General features: G+C 67.5%; 13 protein-coding genes and 1 tRNA gene. 8 read left to right on the top strand and 6 right to left on the bottom strand.

From position 1 onward, the window contains the following. The first annotated feature begins 161 nt into the window (after positions 1-161). Complete coding sequence (locus tag LK533_RS09215) at positions 162-557, top strand: hypothetical protein (protein WP_229362505.1); 396 nt, start codon at positions 162-164, stop codon at positions 555-557. A 285-nt stretch (positions 558-842) separates the two neighbouring features. Here LK533_RS09215 and hspQ read toward each other — a convergent pair whose 3' ends face one another. Further along, positions 843-1223, bottom strand: a complete 381-nt coding sequence (gene hspQ / locus LK533_RS09210; protein ID WP_229362504.1) for a heat shock protein HspQ — start codon at positions 1221-1223, stop codon at positions 843-845. 132 nt (positions 1224-1355) lie between these two features. Here hspQ and LK533_RS09205 point away from each other — a divergent pair. The 3 genes from LK533_RS09205 (at position 1356) to LK533_RS09195 (ending at position 3636) form a co-directional block, all read left to right on the top strand. Continuing rightward, positions 1356-1445 (top strand) — tRNA-Ser (locus LK533_RS09205). A gap of 294 nt (positions 1446-1739) precedes the next feature. Further along, a complete protein-coding gene (locus tag LK533_RS09200; RefSeq protein WP_229362503.1) occupies positions 1740-2837 on the top strand; it encodes a Gfo/Idh/MocA family protein in 1098 nt (365 codons plus the stop codon). Between the two features lie 67 nt (positions 2838-2904). Beyond that, the gene (locus LK533_RS09195; protein WP_229362502.1) at positions 2905-3636 is read left to right on the top strand and encodes an SDR family oxidoreductase; all 732 of its coding nucleotides are present in this window, start codon (positions 2905-2907) and stop codon (positions 3634-3636) included. Positions 3637-3683: 47 nt separating this feature from the next. Here LK533_RS09195 and LK533_RS09190 read toward each other — a convergent pair whose 3' ends face one another. Both LK533_RS09190 and LK533_RS09185 read right to left on the bottom strand, forming a co-directional pair. Then, positions 3684-4754, bottom strand: coding sequence for an amidohydrolase family protein (locus LK533_RS09190; RefSeq protein ID WP_229362501.1), 1071 nt, complete (start codon positions 4752-4754; stop codon positions 3684-3686). Continuing rightward, a complete protein-coding gene (locus LK533_RS09185; protein WP_229362500.1) occupies positions 4751-5977 on the bottom strand; it encodes a Bcr/CflA family efflux MFS transporter in 1227 nt (408 codons plus the stop codon). The genes LK533_RS09190 and LK533_RS09185 overlap by 4 nt, the downstream gene beginning before the upstream one ends. A gap of 118 nt (positions 5978-6095) precedes the next feature. Between LK533_RS09185 and LK533_RS09180 the strand changes: the two genes are divergently transcribed. Beyond that, the gene (locus LK533_RS09180; RefSeq protein ID WP_229362797.1) at positions 6096-6977 is read left to right on the top strand and encodes a LysR substrate-binding domain-containing protein; all 882 of its coding nucleotides are present in this window, start codon (positions 6096-6098) and stop codon (positions 6975-6977) included. A gap of 80 nt (positions 6978-7057) precedes the next feature. On the opposite strand, the gene LK533_RS09175 is transcribed toward LK533_RS09180, so the two are convergent. Beyond that, a complete protein-coding gene (locus tag LK533_RS09175; protein WP_229362499.1) occupies positions 7058-7951 on the bottom strand; it encodes an AraC family transcriptional regulator in 894 nt (297 codons plus the stop codon). Positions 7952-8082: 131 nt separating this feature from the next. Between LK533_RS09175 and LK533_RS09170 the strand changes: the two genes are divergently transcribed. Next, on the top strand, positions 8083-8838 hold the full coding sequence (locus tag LK533_RS09170) for an SDR family oxidoreductase (RefSeq protein ID WP_229362498.1): 756 nt from the start codon (positions 8083-8085) through the stop codon (positions 8836-8838). A gap of 545 nt (positions 8839-9383) precedes the next feature. Further along, a complete protein-coding gene (locus LK533_RS09165; RefSeq protein ID WP_229362497.1) occupies positions 9384-10406 on the top strand; it encodes a phytase in 1023 nt (340 codons plus the stop codon). Between the two features lie 45 nt (positions 10407-10451). Here the strand turns inward: LK533_RS09165 and LK533_RS09160 are convergent, their stop codons facing one another. Continuing rightward, positions 10452-12098 carry an alkaline phosphatase D family protein gene (locus tag LK533_RS09160; RefSeq protein ID WP_229362496.1) on the bottom strand — a complete coding sequence of 549 codons (1647 nt, stop codon included), beginning with the start codon at positions 12096-12098 and terminating at the stop codon, positions 10452-10454. A gap of 170 nt (positions 12099-12268) precedes the next feature. Here LK533_RS09160 and LK533_RS09155 point away from each other — a divergent pair, with 170 nt between their 5' ends. Next, the gene (locus LK533_RS09155) at positions 12269-14656 is read left to right on the top strand and encodes a TonB-dependent receptor (protein ID WP_229362495.1); all 2388 of its coding nucleotides are present in this window, start codon (positions 12269-12271) and stop codon (positions 14654-14656) included. Positions 14657-14713: 57 nt separating this feature from the next. Here LK533_RS09155 and LK533_RS09150 read toward each other — a convergent pair. Beyond that, positions 14714-16136 (bottom strand): L,D-transpeptidase family protein (locus LK533_RS09150; protein ID WP_324255279.1); only part of this gene is annotated, 1423 nt, incomplete at its 5' end.

Here is a 16136-nt window from a genome sequence, read left to right as displayed (position 1 = left end):
GCATCGCTGGCGATGTGGGGGCTGTGGTGCGTGGGTCCGCGTGGGCCGTCTATGCGCCGCTCCGGCATCGGGGCGGACCGGGGACGCACCCATTATTGAACATTCAGCGCCCCTGTCGGTTAACCTCGCCGCAAGCGAGTATCGATGACCAAGGAGTAGTCATGAAGAAGCACCTGATCGCGGCAGCGATGGCAGCGACGATTGTGGCGCCTGTCGCAGTTCCCTCGGCAGCACAGGCACAGCAGAACCACCACCGTGGCAACAGCGATCACCGCTGGCAGGGTGACCGCGATGGCGATTGGGATCCGTCGCAGCATTACAAGGCGCGCAACCGCGGCGAGCGCAAACTCGGCCGCAACGACCGTATCTACCGCGGCAACGACGGAAGGGCCTACTGCAAGCGCAGTGACGGAACCACGGGTCTCGTCATCGGTGCCCTCGGCGGCGGCGTGCTAGGCAACCTGCTCGGCGGCGGTACCCTCGGCACCCTGGCGGGTGCTGGCGGCGGTGCCCTGCTCGGCCGCTCGGTCGATCGCGGCGAGATCAAGTGCCGCTAAGCACATTGATGGGTCGGGACTGAGCTCACCCCGTCCGGTCACCATGGCTGGGCGGGGTTCGCAACAGGCTAGCCCGCCTTGAAGGCGTCTCCCTGCTCCAACTCTTCGAGGCTTGGGCGCAGGCAAGGTACGGGATCGACGGCGCGCAGGATGCGCTTGCGGCACGATCGTCCCCAAGGGCGCGGAGGCGAGAGGCGGAGGCCTCGATGCCGAAGATGCCGCCCAAGCAGACTGGGCCTGCGGCACTGAAGATCCGCGACCATGCTGTCGTGGCCGGGCCGTGCCTCAATGGCGATGTTCGCGGCGCAGCTGGTAGCGGCCCTCGGCGTCGACGTCGAACAGCCCGGTGATCGCCGGATGCTCCACCGGTTCGTCGCTTTCATCCACCATCAGGTTCTGCTGGCTGACATAGGCGATGTAGCTCGCCTCCGCATTCTCGGCGAGCAGGTGATAAAAGGGCTGGTCCTTGCGTGGGCGAACCTCTGCCGGGATCGCCTCATACCATTCGTCGCTGTTCGCGAAGACGGGATCGACGTCAAAGATCACGCCGCGGAAGTCGAACAGCCGGTGGCGTACCACGTCGCCGATCGAGAAGCGGGCATGGGCGATCGGCGGCATCGCGAGCGGCGCCTGGTGCAGATTCCGGGGTTCGGACAGTTCGTTCATGCCCCAATATTTAGTCGCGCGCGAAAAAGGCACAAGCAGGCGCTTGCACTGCCCGACGCTTTGGCCTAACGGCGACCGCTCGCTGACCGGCGTGCCGCTCCTTGCCAGGAACGGATCACGCCAAACCTCTACGGAGAGGTGCCGGAGTGGTCGATCGGGGCGGTCTCGAAAACCGTTGAGCCCGCAAGGGTTCCGAGGGTTCGAATCCCTCCCTCTCCGCCACTACCCCATCCAGCATTGTTCGATACCGTTCGGAAAACCGGCAGAAGGCTGCGGATTCTCGACTGATCGGGCCAGCCGTCCGCAAGCGTACTTCCTCGATCGCGCCCCGCTTCCACCCATCGTCGGTGATCGCGTTCAGGCCGTTGATCCTCAAACCGCACTCGATCTGGACGAACCATCGGTGGAGCAAACAGAAGCTGCTGCCGGTGGTCCGCCTGGTGGTGGCGACCGCATGAGATCCTATATAGCCGGAGCGGCTGATCCGCCCGAAATCATCGCCACTTGGAGCACCTCATGTCCGACAAGCCAATCCGTGTCGGCTTCATCGGCCTTAATCCGGGCGCTCACTGGGCCGCTGCGGCGCACATTCCGGCCTTGCAGGCACTTCCGGACGAGTTCGTGGTGGTCGGCGTTGCAAACACCAGCCCTGCCAGCGCCAGGAACGCCGCCGACGCATTCGGCCTGCCGCATGCTTTCGACAACGCGCAGGCGCTCGTCGACTCACCCGAGGTCGATCTGGTCGTCGTCACCGTGAAGGTGCCGCATCATCGCGAACTGGTGTCTGCCGCGTTGAACGCGGGCAAGCATGTCTATTGCGAATGGCCGCTCGGCAACGGCCTCGCCGAGGCGCGGGAGCTGGCCGCTCTTGCCGAAGCCAAGGGCGTCGTCGCCGCCGTCGGAACACAGATGCGCGTCGCCCCGGAGGTCGAGTATCTGCGCCAGCTCGTCGCCAACGGCTATGTCGGCGAGGTGCTCTCGACCACGCTTGTCGGCAGTGGCGGCCCATGGGGTGGCAGCGAGACGGACGCATCCCGCGCCTATCTCTACGATCGGAGGAACGGAGCAACGCTGCTCAGCATCGCCGTGGGGCACACGCTCGCTGGTATGCGCGACGTGCTCGGCAGCTTCAGAGACCTGTCCGCGCGTATGATCAACCGCCGCCACACCATGTACGTCGCCGATACGGGCGAGACGATACCCTCGACTGCGCATGACCAGATCCTCGTCCATGGCACGCTGGAAAGCGGAGCCGCAGTGTCGATCCATTATCGTGGGGGCTTGTCGCGCGGCACCAACCTGCTGTGGGAGATCAACGGCACGCAAGGCGATCTGCAGGTGACAGGCGCTCACGGTCATGGACAGATGGTTCAGTTGTCCATCCGCGGCGCCAACGGCGACATGCGTGAACTCGCTCCGCTGGCGCCGCCTGCCTCAGCCTATGAGGGCTGGCCTGACAGTTCCGTCGCCGGCAATGTCGCCCGCATCTATGCCCGGATCGCTGAGGACATCCGCACGGGCACACGCTCGGCACCCAGCTTTCGCGACGCTGTCGCGCTGCATGAGACGGTTGACGCGATCGAGCGCTCCGCTGCCGCGAATGAAGCCGGATAGCGGTGCTCTCGCCGCTGCCTCAGACAACCATCGGACGCGATCCGCCACGGTCGCTTGGAGTTCAGATATGAAGATGCAGGACCTGTCAGGGAAAGTCGCGGTGGTTACCGGCGCGTCGAGCGGGATCGGTCAAGCGGCCGCACGGCTGCTGATTGCCGAGGGTGTCCGCGTGGTGCTGGTCGCGCGTCGACGCGAACGGATCGAGGCGCTTGCCGCCGAACTGGGCTCCAATGCCGTGGCGCTCACTGCCGATGTCGCCGATCCGGCCCAGGTAGCAGCGGTCTTCGATCATGTGCAGGAACGGTTCGGAGGGCTGGACCTCCTGTTCAACAATGCCGGCCTGGGCGTGAATGCCGCGTTCGAGGACAGCGATCCGGCCGACTGGACCCGCATGATCGACGTCAACCTCTACGGCGTGCTGCATTGCACCCGCGCCGCCATCCCGCTGCTGCGCGGTCGTCCGGGTGCCATGATTTGCTCCGTGTCGAGCGTGGGCGGGCGCTACGGCGTTGCAAACTGGTCGGTGTACAGCGCCACCAAGTTCGCGGTGGTCGGCTTTCACGACGCGCTGCGCAAGGAACTGGGCGACGAGGGTATCCGCGTCTCTGTCATCGAGCCGGGCGCGGTACGCACCGATTTTGGCGCGAACGTCGCCGATGCAATGGCGGAACGCTGGGCCCAACTCGATGCGATGGCCGGGGAAGATGTGGCACAGGCGCTGGTCTATGCCTTTGCGCAGCCGGGACGCGTCCTTGTGGAAGAAATACTGCTCCGCCCCGTTAAGCAGACTGCGCCGTAAGCGTCATGCCCGCGCAGGGCATGGACGAATGAGCCGCGGAATCGCTGTCATACCGGTAGCCGGAGCAGCGCACGGGCGTTGGCGTGCGCCACCGCGGCCCGCTCTGCATCGCCAAGCCTTGCGGTTTCGATCCAGTCGCACGCGGTTTTGGTATCCTCGAATGGATAGTCGATCGAGAACATCACGTTGTGTGGCCCCAGCTCGTCGAGCGCGCAGCGCAACGCGGCATCCGAGCATACTCCAGAGGTCGTGATGAAGATGTTGGAGCGCAGATAGTCGGAAGGCTTCTTCGCCAGCGTGTAGCGGCGGTTGCTGATCGCGTAGCGGCTGTCGAGCCGCCAGCGCTGGATCGGCAGCGTTTCGCCCATATGGCCCAGGATCAAGCGCGCGTCCGGATAGCGGTCGAATGTGCCGCGCAGGATCAGGCGTAGTGCGTGGGTGCAGGTCTCCGCGGCCCAGCTCCAGGTCGGCCCCCACAGTTCCGGATGATCGGCATAGGCGGGTGCCATCACCTGCGGGTTGCCGGGATGGAGATAGATGGCGGCCTTGAGCGCCGAGACGCGCTCCCAGAACACGTCGTAGCGCGGATCGTCGAGGTACACGCCGTTGGTTTCGCCATTGATCAGCGCGCCGGAGAAATGAAGGTCGCGCATGCAGCGCTCCAGCTCATCGGCCGCTGCCTTGGGATCCTGAAGCGCCAGATGCGCGAAGCCGCCATAGCGGGTCGGCCGCTTTTGCACCTGCACCGCCAGCCGGTCGTTGGCCGACCGCGCGAGGCGCACGGCCTTGGCGGTGTCGGGCTCGATCTGGACGCCGGGCCCCGAGATCGACAGCACCACGAAGTCGACGCCGTTCGCGTCCATCACTTCCAGCCGCCGGTCGCCGAAATCCGACAGGATCGGCACCGCCTTGTCGAACAGGCTGGGCAGAATGTTCGGCTTCGTCTCGGCAAGATAGCCGACGAAGTCGGGGAACATGCAATGTTCCTCGAGCGCGATCTTGCCGATGCGCTTGCCACCGCCGAGCGCCTGCGCTGCAGCGTTGGTAGCGGCGAACCCCGCTATCCCGGCCATGCCGGCCATGGTCAGCGCCGCGCGGCGTGTGGGGTGTTCGGTCATTGCAGGTCTCCAGCAGGCATTTGGGAGGAAGCGCGGCGCGTGCCGACGCGCAGCCGGACGAGACACGCCGCCGCAGCAAGGCTAGCTGCCGCCATCAGTCCGGCCATCGTCAGCGTCGGGTCCGCCAGCGGCGAGAAATAGGCGACCAGCGCGCTGGCGAGTGCGCCGAGCACCATCTGCGTACAGCGCAGGATCCCCGAGGCCGATCCGGCAACGCCCGCGAGGTTGTGGAGCGCGTCATGATTGGCGCTCGGGCCGAGCAGGCCGAAGCAGAAGATCGCGACGGCGACGACAGGCACGACGGTGTAGACGTGAACGACACCCGCCAGCGTCAGCGCGAGCAGCACGAGGCACGCCGCGACCAGCCCGGCAATGCCGGCGTCGACCAGCGTATGGCCGGCGATGTCCCGCGCGTTTAGCCGCCCGCTGAGCAGCGAGCCCAGCAAAGTGCCGCACGAGCTGATCGCGAAAGCCAGCCCAAACATCGCTGGCGACAGGCCCAGGCGCCCCATCAGCACCGCGGGCGCGCTGGAGATGAAGCTGAACATGGCGGCAAAGGCGAAGGCGTAGAGCAGCGTGTTGCCGCGAAAGCCGCGATCTCGCACGACCGATGCATAGCCGGCCAGCAGCGCCCTGGGATTGAGCGAGCGGCGGCGAGACGCCGGCAACGTCTCTGCAAACAGCAGCAAGGTGGTCGCCAGCAGCGCGATCCCGCAAGCCGCCTGTGCCGCATAGATGGCCCGCCACCCGCCAGCCGCCATCACCCACCCACCGAGAAGGGGCGCGAGCATCGGCGCGAGGCCGACGACCGCCGTGATCCGGCTCAGATGATGGCGCGCGGCATTACCGTCGAACACGTCGCGGACAATCGCCAGCGGCATGATGACGCATGCGCCGGCCGCGATGCCCTGCACGAGCCGGCAGCCGAGCAGCAGCGAAAAGCTCTGCGCGAATACACATGCCGTCGCGGCCAGGACAAAGGCGAACAGGCCAACCGCGGTCGTCTTTCGGCGCCCGAAGCGGTCGGCCAGCGGTCCGCAGGCCAGCGGCGACAACGCGAAGCCGGCGAGAAACAGGCTGAGCGTGAGCGCGCCGCGGCCTGCCGCACCCGGCATCCCCGCTTCGATCGCCGGCACCCCCGGCAGTCCCATGTCGATCGACAGAGGCGGAAGCGCCGACAGCGCGCCAAGGAAGACGGTGAACGACAGTCCCCGAGTGTTCATCCTGCCCCGTTGCGGGGCGGCGCTTGGTTCAAGTCCGGCGGGCTGCATGCGATGCAGGTGGATCACGGCTGCTTATTCGTCCAATAGGCGTTCATGACTGCACTGATCACCTCGCGTGATGACACCTGAAATCCGGCACCTGCGGGCCTTCGTCACGGTCGCCGAGGAGTTGCACTTCGGCCGCGCTGCGGCGCGGCTCAACATCGTGCAGCCGGCGCTCAGCATGCAGATCAAGGGTCTGGAAACCATGCTGGGCGTCAGCTTGTTACACCGCACTCGGCGCGTCGTTGCCTTGACGGAGCCTGGCAGGCTGTTTCTCGAGGAGGCCAGCCGGATCCTGCGCCAACTCGACAGCGCCGTGGACCTGGCCCAGCGGGCCGGTCGAGGAGAGGCCGGCAGGCTGACGATCGGCTACTCCGCCGCGACCGCCCACTCCGGTCTGCTGTCACGCCTCGTCGGGGCGTTCCACCGTACCACGCCCGATGTCGAGCTGCTGATCCGGGAACTTCATCCTGCGCTACAGCGCGAGGCGCTGCTTGCAGGCGAGCTGGACGTGGGCTTTGTCGTAGCGGATGCGGCCAGCAGCCCGCCGGAGTTCGAGCGGACCGTGGTCGAGACTTGGCAGATGGTCCTGGCTCTGCCTGCCGAGCACCCACTGGCGACCCACGCCGTCGTGCCGCTGTCGGCGTTGCGCGACGAACGCTTCATTTCCTACTCGGCGCTTGGCGAGGATCTCGGCGTCGACGCTTTTCGGGCCGCGGCAGGCTTCGTACCTGCCGTCGAGCACCTTGCCGAGAACCCGATGATGCTGTTGACACTGGTTGGCGCCGGGCTCGGGATCGCCACCGTACCGGCGCCCATGACGCGCGGCGCGCCCCCGGGCGTCGCCTTTGTCGCTGTAGAACCAGCCCTGCCTGAGCTGCCGATCGTCGCGCTTGCTCGATGCGACTCTACGAACGCGGCATTGGCGCGCTTCGTTCACGGAATCAGCAACTGGTGAGCTTGCTTCTCAGAAGAAGGGGACGCCGGGATTTCGTGCTGGAGGAATGACCGGCAGGGAACATGAAATTCTCGAACGGTCTACGCAGCGGTGCTCATTCGCGTTCGCGCCTGTCGAACATCGCGGGCGGGGGGCTGTCCGAACATCCGACCATATTCCCGCGTGAATTGCGGCACGCTTTCGTAGCCCACACCATAGGCGGCATCGCTGACTGCCTCCCCCAGCGCGAGCATCCGGCGCCGGGCCTCGATGAGGCGGAGCTGCTTCTGGAACTGCAAGGGCGACAGCGACGTGATGCTGCGGAAATGGACGTGGAAGGCGGACAGGCTCATGCCAGCCGCCTCGGCCAGAGCCTCCACCTTGACCGGCTCGGCGTAGCGCGCGCGAAGCATGGCGACAGCCCGCGCGACCCGCTGGGCCTGGCTGTCGGTGACGCCGAGCGCCCGGATTGCGCCGCCATGCCGCCCGCTGAGCAGCCAGAAGTGCAGCTCGCGGCTGAGCTGCGGCCCCAGCACCGCCAGCGCGCCGGGGCGGTCGAGCAGCCGAAGCAGGCGCAGGGCCGCGTCGGCGACCTCTGCCTCGGTCGGATCGACCCTGACCGGCCGATCCGCCTCGAACGGCACGGGCCCGATTTCGCCCACCAGACCGGCTATGATGGTGGGATCGAGTTCGAGAACGAGCGAGTAATAAGGCAAGGCGCGAGTGGCTGTCGTGATCTGGCTGACGGTCGGCACGTCGGTGGTGATGAGCAGGGAGTCGCCCGCACCAAAGTCAAAGGTGCTGCTCCCCATGGTCACGCGCTTGCCGCCTTGCAGCACCAGCGCCACCAGCGGTCTCGACACCGCATATTGCAGCGCGGTCGGAGCCGTCTCGTGCAGGATCACCAGCCCTTCCACCGGGGTGGCCGCTACCCCGGCCCGGTCGGCATGGGCGTCGGCATAGCGCCGGGCGTAGTCGAGGAGCTGGTCCGTCATGGACACCAGGATAGAGGCGCCACGACCACGCGGCAACGCACGCGGACAATCAGGCAAGTCTTCCGGATGATCGCGCAACACCGTTGATCCGGTTCGATGCATACAGCCGGCAGCACCAACCGGAGGCTTGCATGACCACCCTTTCCCTCGTGACCGGCGGCAGCCGTGGCCTCGGCCGCAACACCGCGATCAGCATCGCCCGCCACGGCGGCGACGTGATCCTCACCTACCATAGCGGCAAGGACAACGCCGATGCCGTCGTAGCCGAGATCGAAGCGCTGGGCCGCAAGGCCGTGGCGTTGCAGCTCGATACCGGCAACGTCTCTACCTTCTCCGCCTTCGTGGACGCCCTGCGCATCGCGCTTACCACCAGCTTCGACCGCGACACGGTCGATCACCTGGTCAACAATGCCGGCCATGGCGAAATGGCGGACTTCGCCGCCACGACCGAGGAGCAGTTCGACAAGCTGTTCGCCGTCCACCTCAAGGGCGTGTTCTTCCTAACCCAGGCGCTGCTGCCGGTGCTGGCCGATGGCGGCCGCATCATAAACTTCTCGTCGGGGCTGACCCGCGTGTCGTTCCCTGGCTTCTCGGCCTACGCGGCCGCCAAGGGTGCGATTGAGGTGCTGACCGTCTACATGGCGAAGGAGCTGGGCGCGCGCGGCATCACCGCCAACACCGTCGCCCCCGGCGCGATCGAGACCGACTTTCTGGGTGGCGCGGTGCGCGACATTCCCGATTACAACGCGGCGTTCGCCGGCATGACGGCGCTCGGCCGCGTCGGACTGCCCGACGATATCGGCCCGATGGTGGCAAGCCTGCTCGGCCCGGACAACCGCTGGGTCAATGCCCAGCGCATCGAGGTGTCGGGCGGCCAGACCATCTGACGCCCATCGCCGGGTGCCGCACGGCGGCACCCGGCACGTCCGATGCAGCCGATCGCCCGATCGAAACCGATGTGCGATCCAGATCAGGCCGATCGACCCGATTACGCCGGGTGGCGAGCCCAACCGCAACAAGGATGGTCGGCAAGCCGTACCGGTGGCCCGCATTTCAGATTGCGGCACCCAGCCCTGGCCCGCGCAGACATCCGATCATGGATAAGTCCGGGACCAGGAACCAGGTCGAACAACCACCAGCTTGCGTGCAGCAAGCGTAGGAGGGAAATCGCAGCGACCGTCGCTCTCGGCTAAGACCTCTGTTTTCCGCGACCTGGGCGCTTGGCGCGTGGCTCTGCCGGCGCATCGCCGTCACGGTGCGACTTCGGCACATCCTTCCATGCGACATCCCGGTTTTGCGGCAGGCGCGGCGGTGTGGGCGAGGTCTGCAACAAAGCTGTCATTTTCTCCTTGCATCGCCAGCCCGGCAAGCCCCCCTGGGGGGCTCAACAGGGATGGACATGAAGATGCGAGGACGTTTCCGGTGCGGTTTGATGACGGTCGGGTTGCTCTTGAGTGGCTGTGCCGCCCAGACGACCAGCGGTAACCTGGCGTCGGCGCCGACGGTGAGCGTCGCGGCAGCGGCCGAGACCGCTGCGGTTGCGACCCGCATGGCCGACGCGGCGGACGATCCCGCGATCTGGACCACGGCCAACGGTGTGTCTTTTGCCGGCAAGAATCAGCAGGGCATCCTGCTCGGGACCGACAAGAAGGCGGGCCTCTACGTGTTCGGCCTTGGCGGCGACGTGCTCCAGTTCCTGGCCGAAGGGCTGCTCAACAACGTCGATCTCCGCGCCGAGGGCGCGGGCTTCGTTGCCGGCGCTTCCGATCGCGGCCGCATGGGCGTCGCTCTCTACCGCTTCGACGGGCAGGGGGAGTTGCGCCCGGCCGGCTTCATCAAGTCCGACCTGGCCGAACCCTATGGCTTCTGCATGGGTCGGGTGGACGGACAGCTGCTGGCGGTGGTGATCGGCAAGGACGGGCAGGTTCGCGAATATGGCGTGACCGGCACCGGCACTGCGCTGACGGGCACCGAGCGCCGCCGCTATGCGGTAGGCTCGCAGTCCGAGGGCTGCTCGATCGACGACGCCAGCGCGACGCTGTACATCGGCGAAGAGTTGAAGGGCGTCTGGCGCTATCCGCTCAAGGGTGCGCCGGAGCGCACGCTGCTCGCCGGGGTCGGCGACGGCCGGCTGGTGGCCGATGTCGAGGGCGTGACCCTGCTGCGCGACGGCGCCGAGACGTTTCTGATCGTGTCCAGCCAGGGTGACGACGCCTTTGCCGTGTGGCAGGTCGCCGCCGCGGCAGGCGCCGAGCGCTACGTCGGGCGCTTCCGCGTGGCGGCCAGCGGATCGGTGGACGGGGTGAGCGGCACCGACGGCGTCGACGCCTGGTCGGGTCCGATCGGCCCCTACGCACGGGGCTTGCTGGTGATGCAGGACAATGACAACGGGGCCGAGGCCCAGAACTTCAAGCTCGTCGACTGGGCGGGCGTGCGGGCCGCGCTGGAGCGCTGAGCCGACAAGGACGGGCCGGGGCGGATCGCGCCCCGGCCCTGCCGGTCAGGCGAGCTGCTGGAGCCGGGCCTTGCCCGCGGTGCGGAAGCGGGCGGCGACCTTCTTCTCATAGGGTTTCGCAAGGATCGTCGAGACGGTGACAAACTCGGCGGTCGCAGCCTCTGGCGTCAACGTCAGCTGCAGATAGCCCTTGTTGTCCTGGTCGCAGAAGCGGACCTCGTCATTGACGTCGGCCAGGAGCTTGCCGATGCCCGGCAGCAGCGAGCCATAGGACGGGCTGGTGATCGCGGTCGTGCCGAACTCGGCCGCGACCAGGCGCCCGTCGGCATCATGCAGGTCGTTGGCCCAGGCCGCATGGCTGTCGCCCGAGAGCACGATCGGCTGCGAGCCCGCACGGCGAAAGCTCGCATAGAGCCGCTCGCGCGCCGCCGGATAGCCGTCCCAGCTGTCGAAGTTGAACGGCAGGCCCGCGCGATAGGAGGCAGCGGCCGAAGACATCCGCTCGCGATAGGCCGCGGGCATGCGCGCCATGGCGGCGGCAAAGCGTTCGGCGCCCAGCTGGCGCTCCAGATCGGGTCCGGCGACCCGCGCCATCACCACCTGGTTGCCCAGGATCTGCCACGGCTTGCCCGCCTTGACCGAACCCGCAAGCGTGGTTTCCAGCCAGCGCTGCTGCTTGGCGCCCAGCAACTCGCGGTCGGCGCGGGCACGTTCGGCCAGCATCGGCGCATAGTCGGCCGGCGTGACGGCCGCGCCCTTGGGGGCAACCTGAAGGTCGCGGGCGAGCAGGCGGGTCTCCACCATCGCCAGTGTCGCCAGATTGCCGAATTCGAAGCTGCGGTTGATTGCCTCCCACGGCTGGCCCGGGCGCGGATCGCGGATCGGCATCCATTCGAAATAGGCCTGCATGGCCGCGGCCTTGCGCTTGTCCCAATCCCCTTCGGACTTGGGCTCGTGATTCTCGGCACCGTGGAGCCAGCTGTCGTTGGCCACCTCATGGTCGTCCCACACGCAGATGAACGCGGCACGGGCGTGGGCGGCCTGCATGTCGGGGTCGCGCTTCACCTGCGCATGGCGTTGGCGATAGTCGGCGAGCGTCAGGATTTCGTGGCGCGGCTCGGGCAGGCGGTTCAGCTTGGCGCCGATTTCGCCGCCATAGCCCTCGGCGCCATATTCATAGATATAGTCGCCCAGGTGGAGCACGGCGTCGAGCCGCTCGCTCTTCGCGATGGCGTCATAGGCGTTGAAGAGGCCGCCCGGGAACAGCTGGCAGGAGACCACCGCCAGCACGAGATCGGGCGCAGCGCCGACCGGCAACGTGCGGAAGCGGCCGACTGGCGAGCGCGTGCCGGCGGCGTCGGTGAACCAGAACCAATAGTTCGTGGCCGGCGACAGGCCTGTCGCCACGACCTTTGCCGTGAAGTCGCGGGCAGAGCGGGCGACAATGTCGCCAGAGGCGATCGGCTCTGCCGCCTCGGCCTGTGCGACATGCCAGCGCAGCGGGATGTCGCCGGTGGCGGCGGCGGCCGGCGACGCGCGCGTCCACAGGACGGCGCCGTCGGCGGCGGGGTCGCCGCTCGCCACGCCATGGTCGAAGCGCGCAGCGGACGGTGCGGCATTGGCCCCGGCCGGAAGGGTCATGGCCAGTCCGCTGCCCAGCAGGGTCAGCGCGTCGCGGCGGTTGATCGTCATGTTTGATGCTCCCCAAGGACGCCGCGGCCACTAAGCAGCCCACGCGACACTTCGGTTGCGGGGTTGTGACAGTTCCGCGAAGGCGGCGTCACCGCTGCGTCACGCGGCTGCCGCTGCACTGTCATCTGCCGCGCCTACCGGAGCCGCGTCGTTCCAGGGGGAAGCAGAATATGAAGAAGTTCGGGTTGGGTGCAGCGCTTGCGGTGCTGTCCACGGGTGTCTCGTCGGGCGCGCTGGCGCAGGCCAGCGCACAGCCGGAGGACACCGCCTTCCAGCCGCAGGATGTCATCGTCACGGCCCAGAAGCGCGCCGAGCGTATCGAGGACGTGCCGGTCACCGTTACCGCCCTGACCGGCAGCCGGATGGCCGAGATCGGCGTGTCCGAGCTCGACGAGATCGCCGCCTTCGTGCCCGGCCTGCAGGTGCAGGAGCAGAGCGCCAACAACCCCGGCTTCGTGATCCGCGGCATCACCAGCGACAACGGATCGTCGCAGCAGGGCGCGCGCGTCACCCTCTACTACAACGGCGTCGACATCAGCCGCTCGCGCGGTGCCTGGCAGGACCTGTACGACCTGGAGCGGATCGAGGTCGTCAAGGGCCCGCAGGCGACGCTGTTCGGCACGGCTGCGGCCGTGGGCGCGGTGTCGATCGTGTCGGCTCGGCCCGAACCCGGCTTCTCGGGCGAGATCGCGGGGTCGTACGGCAATTACGACCGGACCCAGGTGTCGGGCTTCCTGAACGCGGGCAACGACGTGCTCGCCGGCCGCATCGCCTTCGCCTACAAATATCGCGACGGCTATGTCCGCAACATCGCCGGGGATCCGGATGTGGCCAACCAGAACCAGGGCCGCGTCGACCAGGACGATCTGAACGGCCAGGACCAGCGCGGCATCCGCGGGTCGCTGCGCTGGCAGCCGAGCGACGCGGTCACGGCCGATCTGGTGCTGACCTATGACGGGCAGCGCAACCCCGGCACCGCGTTCAAGTCGCGCGCCCATGCGCCGACCGGCGGGCAGACCGGCGACTATGGCTATGCCGAGCTGTCGGGCTCGCCCTACAGCGAGGAGGTGCTCGGCGCCCGCAAGCTCGGGCTCGACCGCAACGTCTATGACGCGAACCTGACGGTGAACGTAGACCTGGCGGACGGCATCCGCTTCACGACCGTGAACGGCTTCCGCAAGTTCGACGCGCTGGAGATCTTCGACGCGGACGGCGGCCCGGCCTGGTACCTCGAGTTCGCCGAGGACGCGCAGGGCGAGCAGTGGAGCCACGAGAGCCGCTTCTCGTTCGAGGGTACGACGTACCGCGCCGCCTTCGGCTGGAACGCCTTCTTCGAGAACGGCTTCCAGCGCGTGCCCTTCTCGACCGAAGAGGGCACCTATCTCGCCTGTTCGGTGGCGGCTGCCTATGCGCCGATCCGCGCGCAGATCCAGGCGCTCGGCATCCCGACCGGCACGGGCTGCGTGACCGCCAACGGCACCATCCCGGCAACGCAGGTGACCTCGCTCGTCACCGGCGGCGCGGCGACCGAACTGCCTTATGCTTCCGAATTCACCAACTACGGCAACAACGACACCTATTCGGTATTCGCCGACGCGACCTGGATCCCGACGCCGCGGCTGGAGCTGACCGCCGGCGCGCGCGTGCTGATCGAGGACCGGGAATCGGGGTACAGCTCGGTCCAGCCGAACTCGCAGATTCTGGCGGCGCTCGGCATCCAGACCAGCCTGATCGGCACGGCCAACACCAACGGCGTCAAGTTCACGGCCAAGCGCAGCTTTGCCGCGCTGCTGCCGCGTTTCAATGCGCTGTTCCGCCTGAACGACAGCCTCAACCTCTATGCGACCGCCAGCAAGGGCCGGCGCTCGCCGGTGGTGCAGCTGAGCGCCGCGAACTCCGCAGCCGGCGTGGTCCCGAACCTTCAGATCGTTCCGGAAGAAACCGTCTGGAACTATGAAGGCGGCATCAAGGGGCGGGTGGGGCCGTTCACCGGCGCGGCCTCGGTCTTCTACCAGAAGTATGACGGCTTCCAGGTCTCCGTCACCGGCGACGATGGCGTCACCCGCACGCAGAGCGCCGGCTCGGCCGACAATCTGGGCGTCGAGCTGGAGGCGAACCTGCAGCTGGGTCGCGTGCTGACGCTGTTCGGCACCTTCGCCTATCTCGACGGCGGCATCGCCGACGATGCCAGCAACGGCGTGTATGCGGGCAACAGCTTCCGCCTGCAGCCCGACACGACTGCGTCCGCCGGTGCGTCGCTGCGCCTGCCGGTCGGTCGTTGGACGCTGTATGCGACGCCCAGCGTCACCTATCGCTCCAAGGTCTATTTCGAGGTGCCCAACAACGAGGCGATCAGCCAGCCCGGCTATACGCTGGTCAACCTGCGCGCCGGGGTCGAGACCGAGGGCGGCCGTTTCCGCATCGGCGGCTTCGCGCGCAACCTGACGAACGAAGAGTATCTGATCGACGCCGGCAACACCGGCGGCGGCTTCGGCATCCCCACCTATATCGCGGGCGAGCCGCGCTTCTACGGCGTGGAAGCGAGCGCGCGTTTCTAAGCGATCAAGCCGTGGGAAGGGCCGGGCACCGATCGCGGTGCCCGGCTGCTCTTGCGCTCAGGCGCCGCGATCGCGGCCGTAGACGTCCTTCAGGAAGCTCACGCCATTGCTTGTCGGCGTGGCGGTAAAATAGGTGAGGTACACCGGCACGGCCTCTGGCAGCGGGACGCCCTGTTCCGGCTTCCTGGCGATCGCCGTGATCGGCTTGCCCAGCAGCCATTTGCCCAGCGTCGACGCGTCCTCCAGCCGGACGCAGCCGTTGCTGAAGTGCCGGTCGGGCTTTTTCAGCAGTGCCTTGTTGTTGGTATCGTGCAGATAGATGCCCAGATCGTTGGGGAACATGAACTTCACGCGGCCCATCGAGTTGCCGGGGCCGGGCAGCTCGCGCACGCGAACCTCCTGCTGGCCGGCGGCGACCGCCTGCCAGTCGATCGCCTTGGGATCGAGCTTGGCAGCGTCGGTGCTCCAGTCCGACAGCGCCTCGAACCGCATGCTCGACAGCGAGCGGCCCGCCAGGACCTTGGGCGCGATGTTCTTGCGCACCAGGTCGGTCGGCACGTTCCAATAGGGGTTCAGGATCGCATAGCGCACCATGCCGGCAAGCATCGGCGTCGGCGTCTGCGGCGTGCCCGCGACCACGCGCATCGTGCCGACCTGCTTGCCGTTCTGGTAGAAGAACAGCTGCGCGGCGGCGGCATCCACCACGATGTGGCGGGTCCAGGGGCCGGGCAGCAGTCGCGCGCGATCCAGGTTCAGCTGCAATCGCGCGCGATCCTCGGCCGATAGCCCCGGCCCCGCGGCGAGCTTGCGCAGTCGGACGTATTGCGGGCTCATCCAGCCCATGTCGCGGATATAGCTGGCGAACGACTTGGTGAGGACCGCCGCGCGCAGCACGTTCTCGGCCTTGAGCTTGCGCGGCTTCACCTCCTCGTCGAGGTAGGTCATGCCGACGTCGGTCGGGCGCCGGACGTCCGCGACATAGTCGGCCATCGCCTCCGACAGCGCGATCTCGGCACGCGCGACGGCGGCCGGGTCCCCGCCGCGGGCGGCGCGCACTGCCTCTCGGACGCGGTCGGGGTCGTAGCTGCGGGGGCGCAGCCCATCGAGATCCGCGCTTTCGAGCATGTCGATAAAGGCGTCGGCCTCCGGCCCGATCCGGCCCGTGCTCGCCCAGATCGGCCAAAAGCCGCGGCTGGCATAGAAGCGCTTGGTCTTGCCGCCGATCTGCTCGCGGATCTGCACCGCGATCGCGCGGGTGGCGGGCGTTGCCTTTGGTGCCTCGGCCGTTTGGTCGGCAGGCGCCTTGGCGACGGGCTTCTTGGCGCCAGTCTTCTTCGCGCTGGCGGCGGATTTCTTTGCCTGGGCAAAGGCGCGCGCGTCGTCCGACCGGGCAAGCCCGGTTCCGGCGACGGCAATCAGCAGTGCGAGGGCGGGGATGCGGACGTGCCGCATCCCCCGATCGGAACGGATCAGCCGCGTT

The organism is Sphingomonas sp. PL-96, assembly GCF_020707215.1.
Taxonomy (GTDB): domain Bacteria; phylum Pseudomonadota; class Alphaproteobacteria; order Sphingomonadales; family Sphingomonadaceae; genus Sphingomonas.
Note: the sequence above shows the minus strand (reverse complement) of the source record. Positions and strands in the feature narration are given on the sequence as shown.